16 protein-coding genes and 1 tRNA gene are annotated in these 20,079 nt (G+C 75.3%); 8 read left to right on the forward strand and 9 right to left on the reverse strand.

The annotated features are described in order from the left end of the window. Positions 1 to 65 precede the first annotated feature (65 nt). Positions 66 to 974: a hypothetical protein gene (locus BMZ16_RS19440; protein ID WP_089802576.1), complete on the forward strand. Its 909-nt coding sequence runs from the start codon at positions 66 to 68 to the stop codon at positions 972 to 974. 44 nt (positions 975 to 1,018) lie between these two features. On the opposite strand, the gene BMZ16_RS16725 is transcribed toward BMZ16_RS19440, so the two are convergent. The 5 genes from BMZ16_RS16725 to BMZ16_RS16745 form a co-directional block, all read right to left on the reverse strand. After that, positions 1,019 to 1,945 (reverse strand): transglutaminase family protein, encoded by a 927-nt coding sequence (locus BMZ16_RS16725; RefSeq protein WP_089802578.1) that lies wholly within the window; start codon positions 1,943 to 1,945, stop codon positions 1,019 to 1,021. Then, on the reverse strand, positions 1,942 to 4,518 hold the full coding sequence (locus BMZ16_RS16730; protein WP_089802580.1) for a circularly permuted type 2 ATP-grasp protein: 2,577 nt from the start codon (positions 4,516 to 4,518) through the stop codon (positions 1,942 to 1,944). Before BMZ16_RS16730 ends, BMZ16_RS16725 begins: the two co-directional genes overlap by 4 nt. Positions 4,519 to 4,661: 143 nt before the next feature. Further along, a complete protein-coding gene (locus BMZ16_RS16735; RefSeq protein ID WP_089802582.1) occupies positions 4,662 to 5,252 on the reverse strand; it encodes a hypothetical protein in 591 nt (196 codons plus the stop codon). 229 nt (positions 5,253 to 5,481) lie between these two features. Beyond that, complete coding sequence (locus tag BMZ16_RS16740; protein WP_143082874.1) at positions 5,482 to 6,159, reverse strand: hypothetical protein; 678 nt, start codon at positions 6,157 to 6,159, stop codon at positions 5,482 to 5,484. A gap of 311 nt (positions 6,160 to 6,470) precedes the next feature. Then, positions 6,471 to 6,544, reverse strand: a tRNA-Gly gene (locus BMZ16_RS16745). A gap of 126 nt (positions 6,545 to 6,670) precedes the next feature. Here BMZ16_RS16745 and BMZ16_RS16750 point away from each other — a divergent pair. Both BMZ16_RS16750 and BMZ16_RS16755 read left to right on the forward strand, forming a co-directional pair. Next, entirely contained in the window at positions 6,671 to 7,270 is a 600-nt protein-coding gene (locus BMZ16_RS16750; protein WP_089802587.1) for a GNAT family N-acetyltransferase, read from the forward strand. An 85-nt stretch (positions 7,271 to 7,355) separates the two neighbouring features. Further along, positions 7,356 to 8,651 (forward strand): YibE/F family protein, encoded by a 1,296-nt coding sequence (locus BMZ16_RS16755; RefSeq protein ID WP_089802589.1) that lies wholly within the window; start codon positions 7,356 to 7,358, stop codon positions 8,649 to 8,651. 39 nt (positions 8,652 to 8,690) lie between these two features. Here the strand turns inward: BMZ16_RS16755 and BMZ16_RS16760 are convergent, their stop codons facing one another. The 3 genes from BMZ16_RS16760 to BMZ16_RS16770 are packed head-to-tail and all read right to left on the reverse strand — an operon-like array spanning position 8,691 to position 13,411. Next, entirely contained in the window at positions 8,691 to 9,845 is a 1,155-nt protein-coding gene (locus BMZ16_RS16760; protein ID WP_089802591.1) for a GNAT family N-acetyltransferase, read from the reverse strand. Positions 9,846 to 9,894: 49 nt separating this feature from the next. Beyond that, the gene (locus tag BMZ16_RS16765; RefSeq protein WP_089802593.1) at positions 9,895 to 10,896 is read right to left on the reverse strand and encodes an aldose epimerase family protein; all 1,002 of its coding nucleotides are present in this window, start codon (positions 10,894 to 10,896) and stop codon (positions 9,895 to 9,897) included. Between the two features lie 46 nt (positions 10,897 to 10,942). After that, a complete protein-coding gene (locus BMZ16_RS16770; protein ID WP_089802595.1) occupies positions 10,943 to 13,411 on the reverse strand; it encodes a glycoside hydrolase family 94 protein in 2,469 nt (822 codons plus the stop codon). Positions 13,412 to 13,736: 325 nt separating this feature from the next. Here BMZ16_RS16770 and dcd point away from each other — a divergent pair, with 325 nt between their 5' ends. Continuing rightward, complete coding sequence (gene dcd, locus BMZ16_RS16775; RefSeq protein ID WP_089802597.1) at positions 13,737 to 14,312, forward strand: dCTP deaminase; 576 nt, start codon at positions 13,737 to 13,739, stop codon at positions 14,310 to 14,312. Further along, positions 14,312 to 15,460: a hypothetical protein gene (locus tag BMZ16_RS16780; RefSeq protein WP_089802599.1), complete on the forward strand. Its 1,149-nt coding sequence runs from the start codon at positions 14,312 to 14,314 to the stop codon at positions 15,458 to 15,460. The genes dcd and BMZ16_RS16780 overlap by 1 nt, the downstream gene beginning before the upstream one ends. A gap of 61 nt (positions 15,461 to 15,521) precedes the next feature. On the opposite strand, the gene BMZ16_RS16785 is transcribed toward BMZ16_RS16780, so the two are convergent. Then, the gene (locus BMZ16_RS16785) at positions 15,522 to 17,639 is read right to left on the reverse strand and encodes an alpha/beta hydrolase family protein (RefSeq protein WP_089802601.1); all 2,118 of its coding nucleotides are present in this window, start codon (positions 17,637 to 17,639) and stop codon (positions 15,522 to 15,524) included. A gap of 161 nt (positions 17,640 to 17,800) precedes the next feature. Here BMZ16_RS16785 and BMZ16_RS16790 point away from each other — a divergent pair, with 161 nt between their 5' ends. The 3 genes from BMZ16_RS16790 to BMZ16_RS16800 are packed head-to-tail and all read left to right on the forward strand — an operon-like array spanning position 17,801 to position 19,870. Beyond that, positions 17,801 to 18,712, forward strand: a complete 912-nt coding sequence (locus BMZ16_RS16790; RefSeq protein ID WP_089802603.1) for an ABC transporter ATP-binding protein — start codon at positions 17,801 to 17,803, stop codon at positions 18,710 to 18,712. Continuing rightward, a complete protein-coding gene (locus BMZ16_RS16795; RefSeq protein ID WP_089802605.1) occupies positions 18,709 to 19,569 on the forward strand; it encodes an ABC transporter permease in 861 nt (286 codons plus the stop codon). Before BMZ16_RS16790 ends, BMZ16_RS16795 begins: the two co-directional genes overlap by 4 nt. Next, positions 19,562 to 19,870 (forward strand): helix-turn-helix transcriptional regulator, encoded by a 309-nt coding sequence (locus BMZ16_RS16800; protein ID WP_255366766.1) that lies wholly within the window; start codon positions 19,562 to 19,564, stop codon positions 19,868 to 19,870. Before BMZ16_RS16795 ends, BMZ16_RS16800 begins: the two co-directional genes overlap by 8 nt. The last annotated feature ends 209 nt before the right edge of the window (positions 19,871 to 20,079 follow it).

A 20,079-nucleotide genomic window follows, 5' to 3' on the forward strand; every position in this document is an offset into this window, starting at 1 on the left:
CCCCGGACCCCACGACGGGCGGCCGCCGAAACACGCCTGCATCATTCGCCCGCTACTGTCCCGACATGACCGGACCGTCCGCGGTTCTCGCGGCCCTCGACGGCAGCCACGTCCTCGCGGTCCCCCGGGACACGGACCTCCTGCCGCTGGCCCGCGCCTGGTTCCCCGCGGCGCTCTGGGCGCGCGAGCCACTCTCCGCGGCACAGGCCGCCGCAGCACGGCCGATGACCGGGGCGCGGTTCCGCGGCATCGCGGTCGCGCCCGTGCGCACCGCCGGCGCCCTGAGCCTGGACGGCGCGGTCGAGGTCGTCGGCCCGTACCCCGTCGACGCGGCCGAGGCGCGGGCGCTCACCCTGCCGCCGCAGGACAGCGACCTCTACGCGCTGCCGGCGGCACCCGTGACCGGGGCGACGCTCGCGCCGGAGCTGGTGACGGGCTGGGCCACGGCGGTGGCGCGGCGCACCGCCGGCGGCATCCTGCCCGCGGCGCGCGACCGCACCGTGGTGCCCGACCCGGCGTCCGCCGTGGACCTGACGCTGTGGTCCGCCGTGCCCCTGAGCGGCGCGGACGTCCTGCCGCTGGTGCGGCCCGCGCTGGCGGGCAGCCGGCTCACGCCACCGGTCCCGCCCTCGGGCGGTGCCGCCGAGGGCTTCGCCCTGACCGCGACCTACGAGTACGACGGCGCGCTGCAGCTCGGTTGCTCACGCTCGCCGGACGTCCCCGTCGTGCTGTCGACGCTCGACTGGCGCGAGCACGGCCCGTGGGCGTACCGCCTGACGTGGCAGCCGCCCGACCCGCACGAGCTGGACCAGGCGCACCCCTCGCCGCTGCACGTCATCGCACGGCAGCGCGTCACGCCGAGCATCGCCCGCGTCGTGGCGACGCTGTGGCGTGCCGCCGGCGGCACGGTCGTCGACGCCGGCGGGTTCGTGGTCCCGCACGAGGAGCTCGACGCGCGCGCCCGGGCACGCTGACCTGCAGGTACGGCGACGCGCCGGCGGGCGGCCGGCAACGGCGGTCAGACGAACGGCTCGGAACCCGCCGGCACCAGGTCCACCTCGACGCGGGGCGTCGCCCCGCCACCCTCGGTGAAGATCACACCGCGCAGCGGCGGCACGTCGTGGTAGTCGCGGCCCCAGCCGAGCACGACGTACCGGTCGTCGACGAGCTGGTCGTTGGTCGGGTCGGCGTCGAGCCAGCCGTGCCCCGGCAGCCACACGGACACCCACGCGTGCGACGCGTCGGCACCGCGCAGCTTGGGCCGCCCGGGGCGCGGCCGGGTCTCGATGTACCCGGACGCGTACCGTGCGGGCACGCCGTGGACCCGCAGCGCCGCGATCATCAGGTGCGCGAAGTCCTGGCACACGCCGGCCCCCTGCGCGAGCAGCTGCGCCTGCGTCGTGCTCACCGTCGTGGACCCGGACCGGTAGGTCAGCTCGGCACGGACGCGGTGCAGCAGGTCCGTCACGACGTCGGCCAGCGGGCGCTCGTCCGCGAACGACGGGGCGGCCCAGTCCCGCACCTCCTCGACGAACGTGACGTGCGCCGACGGCAGGACCGCCTCGCGGAGCGTCACCAGCCCCGCGGCGTCGGTCCGCAGCAGCCCCAGGTCCCCCGCGGTGACGGCGCGCGCGACGGCGCGCCACCCGACGTCGGGCAGGGCCGCGCGCGGCGGGACGGTGCGGCTGACCTCGAGCGTCGAGCGGGCCGTGACGACCAGCCGCGTGTGCGGGCGCGTCACGCCGAAGTACGTGGTGGTGTTGCCGAACCAGTCGACGTGCTCCCCGGTGTCGGCCGGCGCGGGGTCCACCGTCAGGGAGGTCGCCAGCACGCGCTGGTCCGGCAGGTCCCGCGGCGTCAGCGTCGTACGGCCGTAGGAGTCCGTGACGGGCTGCGCGTACTCGTACGTCGTGCGGTGCACCAGGTCGTACGTGCGGACGCTCACCGCTCACCCCCCTCGCCCGGGTCGCCGTAGGTCGACCCCCACAGGTCGTCCAGGGCACGGCTGGGCGCCGGCCGGACGAAGTGCACGCGCTCGATCTCGTCGGACGCCTCGCGCAGCCGCCACAGCATCGAGCCGAGCGCGTCGGCCAGCCGCACGCGCCGCCCGTCCTCGGAGACCTCGTTGCCGACGGCGACGGTGTCGAGCTCGGCCACGAGGTCCGCGACGCCGTGCAGCAGGTGGTCGCGCTGCGCGGCGGACCGGGGGGCGGGCACGGCCTCGAGGTCCGCGAGCAGCCGGTCGAGCGCGAACGCCAGCGAGCGCGGGTTGGTGCGGTCGTGCACCAGCAGGTCGAGCACGCTCGCGACGTCGGCGCCGCGCTGGTGCCGGCGCCGGTACGTGATGGCGGACTCCGCTGCCAGCAGCACCGACTCCAGCAGCAGGTCCTCGACGTCACCGGGGCGGCGCACCACGAGTGTGGCCTGCAGCATCGCGACGAGCCGCTGGGCGCGCTCCAGCCGACGGCCGGCGTCGAGCAGGTGCCACCCGACGTCCCGCGTGAGGCCCTCGGCCGCGATCCCGGAGATCGCGAGCAGGCTCTCCAGCACCCGGTCGAGCGTGGGGCGCAGCCCGGCGGTGACCGAGCCGGGCGGGACGGGGCCGACGTCGAGGCCGCCGCCCGACTGCTGACGTGCCCGCACCCGCGTCCGCTCGTCGCGCAACGTGCGCTCGATGCGGGCCAGGGGGCCGAAGGTGTCGGTCGAGAGCTGGTCGCGCACCGTGGCGGCGCTGGAGGCGAGGCGGCGCACGGCCCGGGCGACGGAGCCGGGGGTGCCCTGGTCGAGCAGCAGGTCCCGCAGCGCCGGGGGGCGTGGCACGACGTGGGCGGCGTCGGCGTCGGCGGGCTGGGCGGCCTGTGCGCCGTCGGCCAGCGCGGCCGGTGTGAGCGCGGTCAGCAGCACCTCGAGCGCCCGGCCGCCCGCGCTGCCCGGGGAGCGGTGGTAGTCGTCCCAGCGGTCGGCGACCGCGCGCAGCACGCGCACGCCGTCCTCCGCGCGCTCGGCGTACCGGCCCATCCAGTAGAGGTTCTCGGCGGCGCGCGGCGAGATGCCGTAGCCCACGGCACGGCCACCGGCCCCGGCGACGTCCTCCCGCACGGCGGCGTCCGGCTCGGCCGGCTGCGAGGCCAGCACCCACACGTCCTTGGCGGACGCCCCGGCGGACGAGGTGACGACCGCGTCGTCGGCGACCCGCGCGAGACCGCCGGCCATGACGGTGTACGTGCCGGCGTGCGCGACCGCGAAGGTGCGCATGACCGCGGCCCGCGGGCCGTCGTCGTCCGCCAGGACCGGGCCCACGGGCTCCTGCCCCACCCAGCGCCACGGCTCGGCGGCGATGCGCGCGGCCAGCTCCTCGCGCTCGGCGACGGACAGGGTCCAGCCCAGCACCGTCGTCGTGCGCGGCCCGTGCACGGTCGGCTTGACGACCAGCCGGTCGAGGCGGCCGAGCACGTGGCGCAGCGCCCGCTCCTCGCCGCACCACCAGGTGGGCGCGGACGCCAGCGTCAGGTCCTGGTCCAGCACGGCGCGCGCGAGCCGCGGCAGGTAGCCCAGCAGCGCCGGGTTCTCCAGCACCGACGCCCCGAGCGGGTTGACGACGCTGACGGTGCCGCGGCGCAGCGCGTGCACGAACCCCGGGACGCCCAGTCGCGACCCGGCACGCAGCTCGAGCGAGTCGCACCACTCCGCGTCGACCCGGCGCAGCACGACGTCCACGGGCTCGAGCCCGTCGATGCCCTGCAGGAACAGCCGGCCCGCGCGCACCACCAGGTCGCTGCCCTCGACGAGCGGCAGCCCGAGCATGGACGCGAGGTACGCCTGGTCGAACGCGGTCTCGCTGCCGGGCCCGGGCGAGAGCAGCACGGCGCGCGGCGCGTCGCCGGCGGTGGGCGGGGCGACCTCGACCAGCGCCTTGCGCAGCGCGTGGAAGAACGGCCCGAGCCGGGCGATCGACGCCTGGCGGTACACCGGCGCGAGCACCTGCGCGACGACGCGACGGTCCTCCATCGCGTACCCGGCACCCGACGGCGCCTGCGTGCGGTCCGCGAGGACGCACCACTCGCCGGACGCGTCGCGGACCAGGTCGGTGGCGGTGAGGACCAGCTCGCGGCCGCCCGGCAGGCGCAGCCCGTCGACCGGTCGCAGGAACCCGGGGTGCGACAGCACGGCCGTGGGGGGCAGCACGCGGTCGTCGAGGAGGCGGCGTGCCCCGTAGAGGTCGTGCAGCACCGCGTCGAGCAGCTCGGCCCGCTGCACGAGCGCCGCGTCGAGCCGCGCCCACTCCGGCTCGTCCACCACGACGGGCAGCGGGTCGAGCCGCCAGTGGTGGTCGCTGTCCGCCCGGTCGGCGCCGTAGGTGACCCCGTGCCCGGCGAGCAGCTGCTCGGCCTGCCGGCCGGCGCGCGTGAGGTCGGCGTCGGTCGGCGCGGCACCGGGAGGCAGCCACGCCCAGTCCGGCCGGTGCGCGATCGTCGTCCCGTCGCCCAGCAGGCGCGGCGACGAGAGCAGGTCGGTCACCCGGGCAGTCTGACGCACGGGCGGGCGTGGCGCCCCTGACGCGGCCGGTGCGCCCGCCGGTGACGCACGGGGCGCACCGCCCCGTGCCCACCGGACCGGTGGGTCGCACCCGCCACGTCGGTCGCCCCGACCCGGTGCGACGGTCAGCCGACGGTGAGGACCAGCGGCCCGTAGCCGCCGAGCGCGGGCTCGACGGTCAGCCCGACGTCCGCGGGGTCCTGCACCAGGAACGCGAGCGAGAAGGCGACGGACTCACCGGCGGCCACCGGGCTGTCCGGACCGGTCTCCTCGATCTGCGAGCCCGGGTCGACGATCGCGAGGGCGTCCTGCCCGGCGGAGACGCCCACGGCGCTCAGCGTGTTGGGCCGGAAGTCGGCGCCGGTCCCGTTGGTGATCGTGACGCGCACCCGGACGGGCAGACCCTGCACCGAACGGTCCCACTCCGCCCGGGCGGTGGGCGTGAACCGGGCCGGGGCGGTGACCTCGACGACCAGGCCGTCGGCGTACTCGTGCGGCGTGCCGAAGGTGACCTCGGCGCCCGGGTGGGGGGCGACGGTGGTCGGGCCGGCGTCGGCGCTGGCGCCGGCGGCGCAGCCCGATGCGGCCAGCAGGACGGCGGCCCCGAGGGCGGCCGCGACCCGCCGGACCCGGTGCGGGCGGGCCGCCGTCGCGGTGCGTGCTGCCGGGGTGGGACGTGCGGCCGAGGGACGTGCGGGCGGGGCGGTCAGGGTCACGCGGTGCTCCTGGGGTCCAGGACCGGCGCGGCCCCGGCGCGCGAGCAGCACGCACCGGCCGCCGCGAACGTACGGCGTGACCACGACCCGGTGCGGCGGTGCGGGGGCGCGGCGGTGTGCACCGTGCGGCTCCCGAAGGGCGCGGTCAACGTAACATGGTCGCGCTCCCACGGGGCGGGATCGGGAGGACGTTCCCCCGGACGGGGGTGGCCGCCCCCGCACCGCGTCCCTAGAGCTCCTGCACGACCATCGCCCCGTACCCGTACAGCGCCGGCACGATCTCGAGGTGCAGGTCGCCGCCCTCGGGGACGGCGAACGCGAGGTCGAAGCCGATCATCCCGCCGGGGGGCACGTTCACGTCGGGCCCGGTGAGCCCGACCCCGAGGTCCGGGTCCCAGATCCCCACGAGCGGCTGCCCGGCCGAGGTGGCGCTGACCTGCACGGTGTTGGGCCGGAAGGACGTGTCCGTCGAGTTGGTGACCACGACCTGCACCTTGACGGGCACCCCGCCCTCGAGCCCGGTCGCGTTGTCGCTGGGGTCGTACGGCTGCGGGAACCCCACCACCACCCCCAGGCCGTCGCCGTACGTGTACTCCTGCCCGAAGCCGACGATGGTGCCGGGACGCTCGCGCCCGTCGATGGTGTCGACGACCACGGGGGCGGGTGCGGCGGCCGGCGTGGCCGGGACGACGATCCGGAAGGCCACCACCGCGGCGGCGATCGTGACGACCAGGAGCACGGCCCCGACCGCGACGACGGCACGGCTGCGCGGCTCGGGCTCCTCCGACGGCGGCTCGAGGGCGACGGGCCCGCCGGGGCCCACCGCGCGGGTCCCCGAGCGGGGTGTGGGGACCGCGGCGACGGTCGATGGGAGCGCTCTCGGCAGGCGGCGTCCGTCGGTGGTCACGCAGTGTCTCCCTGGGTTCGGCGGAGGCGACCGCCGGCCGTGCCGGGGCGCCAGGACGACCCCCACCGTCGGGAGGGCGCGCGGGCGCGCGCGACTCACCGGTGAGACGACGGGGGGACGCGACGCTCCGCATGCGTCGACGCCGGGAAACTAGCGCGGCAGCCTGCCCCGTCAGGGCGCCTAAACGCTTATGACCAGCGCTTTCACATCGGCCTCTCACCCGCTGCCGCCCCGGCGGGCGGGCGACGCGCGCATCCTTCCCGGGAACGACGAAGGCCAGGTCCGGGGCGTGTGCCCGGCCTGGCCTCTCGTGGAGCGGGTGACGGGAATCGAACCCGCGCTATCAGCTTGGGAAGCTGATGTTCTACCATTGAACTACACCCGCCAGCCGCCCTCACGGGCGCTGCGGCGTCGATCCTACCCGGTACCGGCCATGGTTCTTCAACCCGCCCGTCGCCGCTCGCGCGCGGCACCCTGGCCGGGTGACGGTGATCGGTGGCAGGGTCGCCCCGTGACCGCGTCGATGCGCCCCTTCCACCCCAGCGACCTGCCGGGCATGTACCGCGTGTGCCTGCAGACCGGTGCCGCCGGGCAGGACGCGACGTCGCTGTACCGCGACCCCGACCTGCTCGGGCACGTCTACTGCGGCCCGTACCCGGTGGCCGACCCGGACCTGAGCCTCGTCGTGGTCGACGCGCAGGGGGTCGCGGGCTACGTGGTCGCCACGGCGGACACGGCGGCGTTCGACGCCTGGTGCGAGCGCACGTGGTGGCCGACGCTGCGCGCGCGGCTCGCGCTGCGGGACGACCCGGGCGACGGCACCGAGGACCACGTCCTCGTCGAGCGCATCCACCACCCGGACCCGACGCCCGCCCCGCCCGACGCCCCCGCCCACCTGCACATCGACCTGCTCCCCCGGCTGCAGGGCCAGGGCTGGGGCCGGCAGCTCATCGAGGGCCTGGCCGGCCGGCTGCGGGACCGCGGCGTCCCGGGTGTCCACCTGGGCGTCGACGCCCGCAACACCCGCGCGATCGCCTTCTACGAGCACCTCGGCTTCCGCCGCGACACGACGTACCCCTGGGGCCACCGCCTCACGCTCCCCCTCGCCTGACCCCACCCCGCCCGCGACGCGTCGATCCAGCACGCCGTCGCCTCGCCTGACCGCCCCCGACGCCGGCACAGGGCAGGATCGCCGCGTGAGTCCGAGCGACCCCGCCCCCGCCCCCGTCCACGACCCGTCCGCCACCGCGGACGACGCGGTCGTACCGGCGACGACCCCACGGACCCGCCGGACGCGCGACGGACGGTCGACGCGCGCGGTGCTCGCGGCCGTCGTCGTCGTCGCCTCGCTGGCGGCGGCGCTCGGCGTCGCGCTGACGTGGCCGGGGAGCGGCGCGCCCTCCACGGGCCTCGTCGACGCCGGCACGACGTACGTCGGCGCCCAGGTGGTCGACTCCGCCGTCCGCTCGTGCGACGGGACGATCGAGGACGTCCTGCCCGACGGGACCGTGCCGCAGACCGTCGACTGCCTGCAGGTCACGGCACGCACGTCGGACGGCCGCGAGGTCCAGGTGCTCGCCACCGGGGGCACCGAGGCGGGCGACGTCCCGCCCGGGACGCACGTGCTCCTCGAGCACTACCCGCCGGCGGACGGCGACCCGGAGGTGTGGGCCTGGCACGACGTCGACCGGACCCTCCCGCTGGGCACGTTCGCGCTGGCCTTCGCCCTGGTCACGACGCTGGTGGCGGGGTTGCGCGGGCTGCGGGCGCTGATCGGCCTGGGCCTGGCGTTCGCGGTGCTCGGCGGCTACGTGCTGCCGGCGCTGGTGGCGGGGCAGGACGGGCTGGTCGTGGCGCTCTCGGGCTCGACCGTGATCGTGGTGGGCGTGCTCTACCTGGCGCACGGGGTCTCGGTGCGGACCACGACGGCGCTGGTCGGCACGCTGCTGGGCGTGGCGATGGTCACGGGACTGGGCGTGCTGGGGGCCCACGCCGCGCGGCTGCAGCCGGTGACCTCGGAGGACACGTTCGCGCTCGCGCGGGCGCTGGGCGCGGACGGTACGGACGTGCTGCGCGGGGTGTTCCTGTGCGGCGTGGTGCTCGCGGGGATCGGCGTGCTCAACGACGTGACGATCACGCAGGCGTCGGCCGTCTGGGAGCTGCGGGCCGCGGACCCGTCCGCGTCGTGGCGCACGCTCACGGCACGGGGCATGCGGATCGGCCGCGACCACATCGCCTCGACGGTCTACACGATCGCGTTCGCGTACGCCGGGGCGTCGCTGCCGCTGCTCCTGCTGCTCGAGCTCTACCAGCAGCCGGTGCTGGTCACGCTGACGTCCGGCGCGTTCGCCGAGGAGATCGTCCGGACGCTCGCCGGGGCGACGGGCCTGGTGCTGGCGATCCCGCTCACGACGGTCGTCGCGGCGGTCGCCGCCGTCGGCGCGCCACCCGACCGGTCCGGCAGCGGCCACTCGCACGCCCACGCCCACTGACGGGCACGCGTCCGGCCCGACCGTCAGTGGGCGGGCGCGTCAGGCGTGCCGGGTGGTGGCACCCTCGCCCGTGCGCTGCCACGCGGCGGCGACGCCGGCCTGCCGGAAGCCGAGCGCCACGTTGATCGCGAGCATGTGGTCGTTCTCCTGCGCGTTCCACGTGTGGACGCGCCGCACGCCGGGACGCCAGGCACCGAGCCGCTCGAGGTTCACGGCCTTGACGAGCATCCCGAGCGAGCGCCCGCGGTGCTCGCGGAGCACGAGCGTGTCCTGCTGGAACGCGAACGGCACGTCGGGGAGCGGGACCTCCAGGACCGAGAAGGCGACGAGGCGCCCGGTCGGGGCGTGCTCGGCGGCCGTCACGAGGTGGTGCAGGCCCGCGTCGGCGACGCGCTGCCGCATCGCCCGGACGCGGTCGGCGTCCCACGGGTCCTCCTGCACGTCCAGGGCGCCCATCGGCGCGTCCGTGCTCATGCGCGTGTACAGCCGGGCCACGTCGTCCAGGCGGTCCTCCGGGACCTCGTCGAGCCAGGTGTGCGTGCGGTACTCCTCGCCCGCCCGGGCGCGCGCCGCCGCCAGGTGCTCCGTCAGCTCGGGCGTGCCCGCGCCGTGCTCGTCGCCGAGCTCCAGGACGGAGTAGCGCTCGACCTGCTCCAGGCGGAAGCCGTGGGCCTGTGCGAACCGCACGCCGGCGTCCTCGGCGGGGACGCGGCCGCTGCCGACGGGCGACTCCAGCGCGCCCGCACCGGGCTCCGGCTCCGGGCTGTGCGACGTGTACGCGTGCAGCGTGCCCCGGCCGTCCGCCGCGGCCTGCTCGGTCGCCGCGCGCAGCAGCGCGTCCCCGACGCCGTGCCGGCGGTGCGACGCCGCGACGCCCACGGCGACGTGCGCGGTGTGCTGGTTCGCGGTGAGCGGCTCGGACAGCGTCGCGTAGCCGACGACGTCACCCGCGTCGCCCCCGTCGCCGCGGACCGCGACCCACACGTGGGTCCGTGAGTAGGGCGTCGGGCGCAGCAGCGGCAGCCGCACGTGCAGCGGCGCCCACAGGTCGCTCCAGCCCCACGTGTCGAGCTCGTCCAGGCGCTCGATCTCGCACATCCCGGCGTACGCCCAGGCGCCCGCGTCGTCCGGGGTGGCGGGCAGCGGCGGCGCGGGCTGCACACGCCACGTCGTCGCGGGGTCGGTCGTGGTCATGGCGCCACCCTCCTGCGCACCGGCACGCCGGCGCCACCGAATACCCGCGTCAGGCGCGCACGCGGAGCCGGAAGGCCCCGGACCGCTCCTCGCCCGGCTCGAGGACGAACACGCCCGTGCCGGGGACCCCGGCGTCGTGCAGCGTGAACCCGTCGTTGACGTTGGTCGCCGGCTCGACGGCGAAGTAACAGCGCCGGCGCGGGGCGTACAGCACGAGGTGCCGGTACACCGGGTCGACCGTCAGGTCGACGGCCACCCCCTCGTCGGGGTACTCGACGTGCACGGGCGCCGTCGGGTCGAGGCTGGTGAGCACGTCGTCGACGAAGCCGGACCCCACGGGGCGGGCGACACGGAAGTCGGCGCGCGGGGGCACCGGCCCGGCGGGGCCGTCGGGCAGCGCACCGGACAGCCGGTAGCCCGCCTCGGCCGCGACCCGCAGCAGCGGCCCCGCCGTGGGCGGGTACTCCCGGATCGGCGCACCGACGGGCAGCAGCGCACGGCTCAGGTACGGGTGGTGCCCGAACCCGGCGGGGAACGGTTCCACGTCGGTGTTGCGCACCGACGTGGTGACGACGAGGTCGTCGCCCTCCACCGCGTACCGCACCGTGGCGCCGAACTGCCACGGGAAGTTGATACCGATCTGGCCGCACGTGTCGACCGCGAGCGTGACGGCGGTGGCCGTCCGCTCGACGACCTCCCAGTGCGCGTACCGCACGGCACCGTGGATCGCGGTGCCGTCGGCCGCGTTGCGCTGCAGCTGCCACCGCCGCCCCGCGAACGGCAGCACGCCGTCGCGGATGCGGTTGGACCACGGCACCATCGGGAAGCTCGCGCACTTCTCGGGGTCGCCGGACGACGTCCGACGGGTGGGGCGCAGCAGGTCGCGCCACACCCCGTCGGACGTCCGGATGCGCCCCGCACCGAGGGCGGCCCCCGTGCCGGGCAGCACGTCGACCTCCCACCGGGCGTTGCGGAGCGTGACGGCGCCGGGCGGCGCCGCCACCGCCGGTGTGACCGGCGCGGGCTCGGTGATCTGTGCGGTGATCGTCATCGGTGGCAGCCCCCTGCTGTCGGCACCGGACGCGCGGGCGCGCCGGTCAGAGCGTGACCTCGACCCGGACGGTGCTGCCCGCCGGCGCGTAGGGCACGAGGTTGCCCTCGACGGGGGTCCCGTCGACGACGAGCGAGCCGCGCGAGCCGCGCGCACCCGAGTTGGTCACCGTGATCTCGTACGTCGCGCCGCGGGCGACGCGCGTGACGGTGAACGACGGGACGTCGGGGCCGATCTGCGGGTCGACGACGAGGCCGTCCCAGTCCGGCCGCACGCCCAGCAGGTACTGCGACACGGCGACGAAGTTCCACGCGGCGGTCCCGGTGAGCCAGGAGTTCTTGGCCTCGCCGGCGCGCGGCGCCTGCTTGCCCGCGATCATCTGCGCGTACACGTACGGCTCGAGCTTGTGGACGTCGCTGATGTCCTCGCGGTACGCCGGGGTGATGCGCTTGTAGTAGTCGAACGCCTTGTCCCCGCGTCCGACGACCGTCTCGGCGATGATCACCCACGGGTTGTTGTGGCAGAAGATGCCACCGTTCTCCTTGTAGCCGGGCGGGTACGTGGAGACCTCGCCGAGCTCGATCTGGTACGTCGTGTAGGCCGGGAACTGCAGGACCAGGCCGTGCGGCGTGCCGAGCATCTCGTCGACCGCGTCGAGCGCCTGGATGGCCGGCGCGTCGGTGTCCTCCGGGCCGTCGCCGACGCCGATGCCCGCCATGACGGCGAAGCCCTGCGGCTCGATCCAGATCTTGCCCTCGGGCTTGGCGTCGGTGCCGACCGGGTTGCCGTAGAAGTCGTACGCGCGCAGGAACCAGCGGCCGTCCCACGCGTGCTCGAGCACGGCCTCGCGGACCTCACCGACGACCTTGCGGGCCTGCGACGCGACCTCGGACAGCCCCCGACGCTCCGCGAGCTCGGCGTACTGCTCGCCGTAGAGGACGAACTGCGCGGCGATGAACACGGACTCGGCGTGGCCGCCGGCCTGGTTCTCCGTCGTCTGGAAGGACTCGCCCGGCTCGGTGGAGAAGCAGTTGAGGTTGAGGCAGTCGTTCCAGTCCGCGCGGCCGATGAGCGGCAGCCCGTGCGGGCCCCGGTGGTTCACCGTGTACTCGAACGACCGGGTGAGGTGCTCGAACAGCGGGACCTCGGAGCCGGGCTCGTTGTCGAACGGCACGGGCTCGTCGAGGATCGAGAAGTCGCCGGTCTCCTTGACGTAGCCCGCGACGCCGGCGATGAGCCACAGCGGGTCGTCGTTGAAGCCGGAGCCGATGTCGTTGTTCCCGCGCTTCGTCAGCGGCTGGTACTGGTGGTAGGCCGACCCGTCCTCGAACTGCGTGGACGCGATGTCGACGATCCGCTCGCGCGCCCGCTCCGGGACCAGGTGGACGAAGCCCAGCAGGTCCTGGTTGGAGTCGCGGAAGCCCATGCCGCGGCCGATGCCGGTCTCGAAGTACGACGCCGAGCGCGACATGTTGAACGTGACCATGCACTGGTACTGGTTCCAGATGTTGACCATCCGGTCGAGCTTCTCGTCGCTCGAGCGCACCGAGTACGTCGACAGCAGGTCCGTCCAGTAGGCCTGCAGCGCCTCGACGGCGGCGTCCGCCTGCTCCGCAGTGGCGAAGCGGCTCAGCAGCGCGTGGGCGCGCTCCTTGTTGACGACCTGGTGGGCGTCGTCGGCCCACTTCTCGTCCTGCGGGTTCTCGAGGTACCCGAGGACGTAGACGAGGTCGCGCGTCTCGCCGGGGGCGAGCGTCACGCGCACCGAGTGCGAGCCGATCGGGTACCAGCCGGACGCGACCGAGTCGGCCGACGCGCCGGCGCGCGGCACGGCCGCCTCACCGAGGGAGTTGTACGCGCCGACGAACGTGTCACGGTCGGTGTCGAAGCCGTCCGCGCGGGTGTTCACGCCGAACACGGCGTAGTGGTCGCGCCGCTCGCGGTACTCGGTCTTGTGGTAGATCGCCGAGCCGTGCGGGCCGTCCTGCTCGACCTCGACCTCGCCGATCGACAGGTTGCGCTGGTAGTTCGTCTGGTCGTCCTGGGCGTTCCACAGGCAGAACTCGACGAACGAGAACAGCGTGACCGTCTTCTCGACGTCCGACGTGTTGGTCACCGCGACGCGCTGCACCTCGGCGTTCTCGCCCAGGGGGACGAAGAACGTCGTCGCGACGCGCAGCCCACCGCGCTCACCGGTGATCCGGGAGTAGCCCAGGCCGTGCCGCGCCTCGAAGTGGTCGAGGTCCGCCTTCACCGGCAGCCACGACGGGGTCCACACGTCGCCGCCGTCGTTGACGTACAGGTAGCGGCCGCCCGCGTCGGCGGGGATGTTGTTGTAGCGGTACCGCGTGAGCCGCCGCATCTTGGCGTCGCGGTAGAAGGAGTACCCGCCCGCCTGGTGCGAGAGCAGCGAGAAGAACTGCTCCGACCCGAGGTAGTTGATCCACGGGTAGGGGGTGTGGGGCGTCGTGACGACGTACTCGCGCGCCTCGTCGTCGAAGTGGCCGAACCGCATCGCATGCCTCTCGTGCCTCGTCGCACGGCCCACCACCGAGGCCCCACCGGAAGGTGGGTGCCAGGCGTCGGCGACCCTGCTCACGTACCTGGTCGTCCTCACGGAACTGCATCGGGCGGGTGTCCGCGCGGGCCCCAGGTCGGAGCGCGTCGCGCCGGAAGCGGCGAGAGCGCTCCCACACCGGAGCGGCCACAGCATATCCCGAAGGGCCTGCCCCCGGAATGCCCCGTGACCTTTCACCGCTCCGTGCGCCTCGCGCGCCTGCCGCGCACCGCGCACCGGACGGCCCACGAGGGCGCCGCCACGGCTCCACTACGGTGGGTCCGTGCTGCTCTCCGACCGCGACATCCGCGCCGAGCTCGAGTCCGGCCGGGTGGCCCTCGACCCGTACGAGCCCACCATGGTCCAGCCGTCGAGCATCGACGTGCGGCTCGACCGGTACTTCCGGCTCTTCGACAACCACAAGTACCCGGTCATCGACCCCGCCGCGGAGCAGCCGGACCTGACCCGCCTGGTCGAGGTCGAGCGCGGTGAGCCGTTCGTGCTGCACCCCGGGGAGTTCGTCCTCGGCTCGACGTACGAGCAGGTCACGCTGCCCGACGACGTCGCGGCGCGCCTCGAGGGCAAGTCGTCGCTGGGGCGGCTCGGCCTGCTGACGCACTCGACGGCCGGGTTCATCGACCCCGGGTTCACGGGGCACGTGACGCTCGAGCTGTCGAACGTCGCCACCCTGCCGATCCTGCTGTGGCCCGGCATGAAGATCGGCCAGCTCTGCTTCTTCCGGCTGACCTCCCCCACCGAGCACCCCTACGGCTCCTCCGCCTACGGCTCGCGGTACCAGGGGCAGCGCGGCCCCACCGCGTCGCGGTCCTGGCAGGGCTTCCACCGGACGGACGTGTGATGGCCGAGCCGACCTTCCCGCCGCTGCCGCTCGACGACCCGGCACTGGCCGACCGGCACCTGCTGGCCCTGCCCGCGGGCATCGAGCCCGACGAGGTCGAGGTGCTCGCCGCCAGCCGGTTCCGCAACGTGGGGTGGGAGGACGTCACCCCGGAGGCACCCACCCGCACCGGCGTCATGCCGGCGGTCACCGCCGCGTTCGGCATCCGCACCGTCGGCCGCCGCGCGCCGCGCGTGCGGGCGCTGCGTCTGGCGCGCCTGTCGCGCCTCGCGGGCCCCTACTCGATCGAGGCGCAGGACGCCCTCGCCCTCGGCCTGCCCGCGTCCAGCGTCATGGTGTGGGTGCTGGAGGCCCCGCGGGAGCGCGGCGAGCAGCCCTGGCCGGGCGGCGACCGCGACGGCTTCAAGCGCGCCTTCCCCGACGGGCTGCCGGTCCGCGAGGAGGACCGCGTCCTGCGGTGGCTCGTCGCCGCGGCCCGCCGCCTGTGCGGTGCCGTGCGCACGCAGACGGGCGTCGTCCTGACACCGGACCCCGACGCCGCCACGGACCTCACCGTGCTGACCGACCGCTGGCTGGAGCCCGCGGACGTGCTCGCACTGGTGCAGCGGGTGCAGCCGCGGGCCTACCTGTCCGTCGCGACCCCGGGGTCGTGGAACGGCCCGACGGTCCTGGCCGGGCGCGGGTCGCAGGGCGCGGTCGGCGGGTCCCCCGAGGCGGGCGGCTCCGGGCTGCGGGCCGCGCTCGAGCAGCACGGCGTCGTCGACCCCGACGAGCGCCGGCGGCTCATGGCGGAGGCCGACGCGTTCGACGAGCTCATGCTCGCCGCACCGCCGCCGGCCGAGGCGTTCGGCGTGCTGGTGGACCTGGGTGTCGACGGGATGCTCGCGGTCGAGGTCGCCGCGTGCGAGCAGCTGCCGCCGCTCATGGAGGACCTGCCCTGGACGAAGGACGGCGTCGTGGCGTACCGCGTGCGCTGGGAGCCGTTCGAGATCGAGCAGATCGAGCAGGAGAAGCCGTCGCTGGAGCACCGCGTGGCGCGCAGCCGGTCCACGCCCCTGGTCGCGGGTGTGGCCAAGGTCCTGCAGGCGGCCGTCGGCGGCGAGATCGCCGACGAGGCCGACTTCCTGGTGGACCCCGCCGACCTCTGAGCCCCGACGGCACGGCCGGCCCACCCCGAGGGGCGGGCCGGCCGTCGTCCGTCCGGACGGGTCAGCCGAGCACCTCGGGATAGGCGACCGCGTCGTCCCCCGTGCGCCCCAGCACGTGCTCGGCGAGGAACGCCTCGACCGCGCCGTACCAGACCTTCGCGTGCTGCGGCGTGAGGATCCAGTGGTTCTCGTCCGGGAAGTACAGGAACCGGTGCGGGGTGCGCCCCTCCTCGTCCGCCGGCAGGCCGGAGGCCGCGAGCAGCTCGTACCAGAGGCGCAGGCCCTCGCCGATCGGCACGCGGTAGTCCTTGTCGCCGTGGATGACGAGCATCGGGGTGACGATGTCGCCGACGAACCGGTGCGGCGAGTTCTCCAGCGCCATCTCGGGCGTCATCTCGCGCTGCCAGTAGTACGACGCGTCCGTCGTCGGGCCGAACTGGTCGAGGGCCCACAGGCTCGCGTGCGTGACGATCGCGCGGAACCGGTCGGTGTGCCCGGCGACCCAGTTGGCCATGTAGCCGCCGAACGACCCGCCCATGGCGGCGGTCCGCTCGGGGTCCACGTCGGCCCGCTCGAGCGCGGCGTCCGTGGCGGCCATGAGGTCGGTGTACGGCGCCTTGCCCCACGCCCCCCACCCGCGCTGGATGAAGTCCTGGCCGTAGCCGGTGGACAGCGCGGGGTCGGGCAGCAGCACGGCGTAGCCCTGCGCGACGAGCAGCCACGGGTTCCAGCGCCACGACCACGCGTTCCACGACCCGAGCGGGCCGCCGTGGATCCACAGCAGCAGCGGCGCCTTCGCGTCCGGGCCTGCGCCGTCGGGCAGCGCGAGCCACGCCCGCACACGGGTGCCGTCGGCGGTGGTGGTGACGACCTCCTCCAGGCGGCCCGGGAGGGGGACGTCGGCCGCGGGCGAGCGCAGCGGCTCGGTGGCGACGGGCCCGTCCGCGAGCGCGGCGGCGAGGTCGATCCGCACCGGGTGCGCGGGGGTGAGGTACGACGTGCGCAGCGCGTACGCCGTACGCCCGTCGGGCGCCACCTGCACGTTCGCGAACGTGGCGTCGTCGCTGGTCAGGCGCGTGACCGCGTCGGTGCCGAGGTCCACGTGGAAGACCGGGCCGCGCCCGTCGTCGTCGGCGGTGACGAGCAGCGCGTCCGAGGACGGCAGCCACACCAGGTCGGTGGGCCAGCGGTCCCACGCGGCCGCGACGTGGCGGGCCTCGCCACCCTCCAGCGGCACGACCCACAGCTGGACGGACGGCGCCTGGTGCGGCGTCGAGACCGTCTCGCGGACGTAGGCCACCCACCGGCCGTCGGGCGACACGACGGGGTGCGCGAGGTCGCCGCCGGCGTCGTCGACGAGCACGCGGCGCTCGCGCGTCGCGACGTCGATCGCGACGAGCTGCATGCGCAGCACCCCGCGCGCACCCGGGCGGTGCCACGCCGTGACGACCGTGCGCCCGTCGGGGCTGAGCGTCGGGGACTCCTCGCGCAGGGCGACGTCCGCGTCGGGCGTGACGTCCGCGAGCGCGAGGCGGGGGTCGCGCTGGCCGGCGAGGGGCGCGGCCACGTCGTCGGTCAGCGTGGCGACGAAGGCGTGCGGCGAGCCGGGGCCCAGGTCGTGGTCCCAGTACCGCACCGGGTAGCCGGTGTGGAGGATCGCGGCGACCTTCTTGTCCTTGCGCTCCTTGCGCAGCCGCTCGTCGGTCTCGTCGTCGGCGGCCGAGGGCAGCACGTCGGACACGACGAGCACCGCGGGGGCCGCCGAGGCCGCCCGGACCCCGCCGACGCCGGCCGCGCGGTCGGCGATCACCCGCGCCTCGGCGCCGTCGGCGGGCAGCAGCCACAGGGCGGGCCTCGGGTCGTCGGCGGCGTCCGTCGCGTCGGGGTCGGGGCGTGCGCTGGTGAACAGCAGGTCCCCGCCCGGCGTGAACGCCGCCGACGCCTCGCTCTTGGCGGAGCGCGTCAGGCGGCGCGCGGGGCGCTCGCCCGTGGGGTCGACCTCCCACAGCGCGGTCACGTACGCGGTGCGCTTGGTGTCGAGCGTCTGCACGGCCGTGACCAGGCGGGTGCCGTCGGGCGAGAGCACCAGGCCCGACAGGCGCGGCAGCGCGATGTAGTCGTCGAGGTCCTCGAAGGGGGTGGCGGCAGGGGTGTCGCCGCCGTCGGTGGTAGTCGTCATGGGAACGTCCTATCACCCCGGGCCCACATCACCCCTGGCCCTCCCTGACCGCGAGCGCCCGGGGGTGGCTCGTCGACCCGTCCGGTCACCGCTGGGTGATCTCGTCGATCGGCGCTCCCCAGCCGTAGCGCGAGTGCGACGCTATGTAGTACACCTGCTACATGGACGTATCGGGCGAGACCGCCATCCGGGTCGCTGGCCTCCGCATGGCGTACGACGGACGGACCGTCCTCGACGGCATCGGCTTCGAGGTCGGGGCCGGCGAGGTCGTCGCGCTGCTGGGCCCCAACGGCGCCGGCAAGACGACGACGGTCGAGATCGTCGAGGGCTTCCGCCGCCGGGACGCGGGCGACGTCACCGTGCTCGGCACCGACCCCGAGCACGGTGACGACGCCTGGCGCGCCCGCATCGGCGTCGTGCTGCAGTCGTGGCGGGACCACCGCCGCTGGCGGGTGCGCGAGCTGCTCGGCCACCTGGCCGACTCGTACCGGCCGTACTCCCGCCCGGGGTTCACCCGGCCGCGGTCCGTCGACGACCTGCTCGCGCGCGTCGGCCTCACCGACGCCGCGGACCAGCGGATGGCGACGCTCTCGGGCGGGCAGCGCCGTCGCTTCGACGTGGCCGTCGGGCTCGTCGGGCGCCCGGACCTGCTGATCCTCGACGAGCCGACCGCCGGCCTCGACCCCACGGCGCGTCGCGAGTTCCACGAGATCGTGCACGAGGTGGTCGACCGCGACGGCACCGTCGTCCTGCTGACCACGCACGACCTCGCCGAGGCCGAGGTCGTCGCCGACCGGATCCTGCTGCTGGCAGGTGGCCACGTCGTCGCCGACGGCAGCCCCGCGTCCGTCGCCCGGGAGGTCGCCGGCCCGGCGGAGGTGCGCTGGAGCGCCGACGGCGCCCGGCACGTGCACAGCACGCACGACCCCGTGGCCTTCACGCGCGAGCTCCTCGCCCGCGGCGGGGTCGACGACCTCGAGGTGGTGCGCGCCAGCCTCGAGGACGCGTACCTGCAGATCGTCCGCCGGCACGAGGCCGACGCGGCCCGCCACGACCTGGAGGTGACCCGATGAGCACGTCCGCACCCCTGCCCTGGGCGGTCCGGCTCGGCCTGCGACGGGGTGTGACCGAGTTCCGTCACATGCTGCGCAACCCGGAGGACCTGGGCTGGAACGTCCTCATCGGACTCGCCGTGCTGGTCTACCTCGTGTCCCAGCGCGACACGGTCGTGCCCGGCAGCGGGGGCCTGACGCTGCCGAACCTCGCCCTGCCCGGGATCCTCGCGTCCGTCGTGCTGTTCGGCATGGCCATCGGCCCCGCGTTCGCGCTGGCGGCGGAGGCCGAGGACGGCACGCTGCTGCGGCTGCGCACGACGCCGCGCGGCACGACGACCTACACGGTCGGCGTCGTGGTGGGCCAGCTGCTCGGCGCGCTGCCCATGCTCGCGATCATCCTGCTGCCGTGGCCGTTCCTGCTGGGCGACCCGATGCACCAGGGCGCCGCGGGCTGGGCCGCCATGGTCGGGTGGCTGCTGCTCGGCACCCTCGCGATCCTGCCGCTCGGCATCGTGGGCGGTGCGCTCGCCGGGCGCCCGACGCGCGTCATGCTGTTCGTCATGGCCCCGGTCGTCGCCCTCGCGTTCGTCTCCGGCGTCTTCGGCCCGCAGACCGTGCCGCCGTGGGCGGAGGGCGTCGTGCAGGTGTTCCCGCTCTACTGGCTCGCGCACGGGCTGCGCGCGACGACGCTGCCCGCCGGCGCCGAGTCGCTCGAGATCGGCGGCGCCTGGCACCCCGAGATCGCGGCGCTCGTGCTGCTCGCCTGGGCCGTGGCCGGCCTGGTGGCGGCGCCGCTGCTGCTGCGCCGCACGCACGCCCGGCAGACGGCTGGCGCACTGGCCGACCGCGTCCAGGCGGCGCTGCAGCGTGGCTGACGGCGCGGCCCCCGACGTCGAGCAGGAGGTGGCGGACGACGCCCGCCGACGCCCCGCGGGCAGCGAGACCGTCCACAACCGCATCGCCGTGCTGCGCGCCGAGCGCGGCGTGAGCCGACGCGAGCTGGCGGAGGCCCTGGGGGTGCACTACCAGACGGTCGGGTACCTCGAGCGTGGCGAGTACAGCCCGTCGCTGCACCTGGCGCTGCGCATCGCGCAGTTCTTCGACGTCCCGGTCGAGGTGGCGTTCTCGCTGACGCCGTTCCCGCGGATCGGGTCGAGCGGTCCCCGGTCGCACTGACGGCGCCGCGTGACGGTAGGGCACGTGGCGCGCGACGGCGGTGGCGGCGTTGGGCGCGAGGCTGGGCGGCCACCACGCATCCTGCTCCTTGACCAGACCCGGTGGCACGCACGGGTGAGAATCTTCACATTTTCGTTACAAGCGGGCGTTTCTGCGGGGCGCTCTTGCCCTGGGCGCGGCCCAAGGTCAAGAAAAGGTCACGGGGGGTC

It is taken from the genome of Cellulomonas sp. KH9 (assembly GCF_900114185.1).
GTDB lineage: Bacteria > Actinomycetota > Actinomycetes > Actinomycetales > Cellulomonadaceae > Cellulomonas.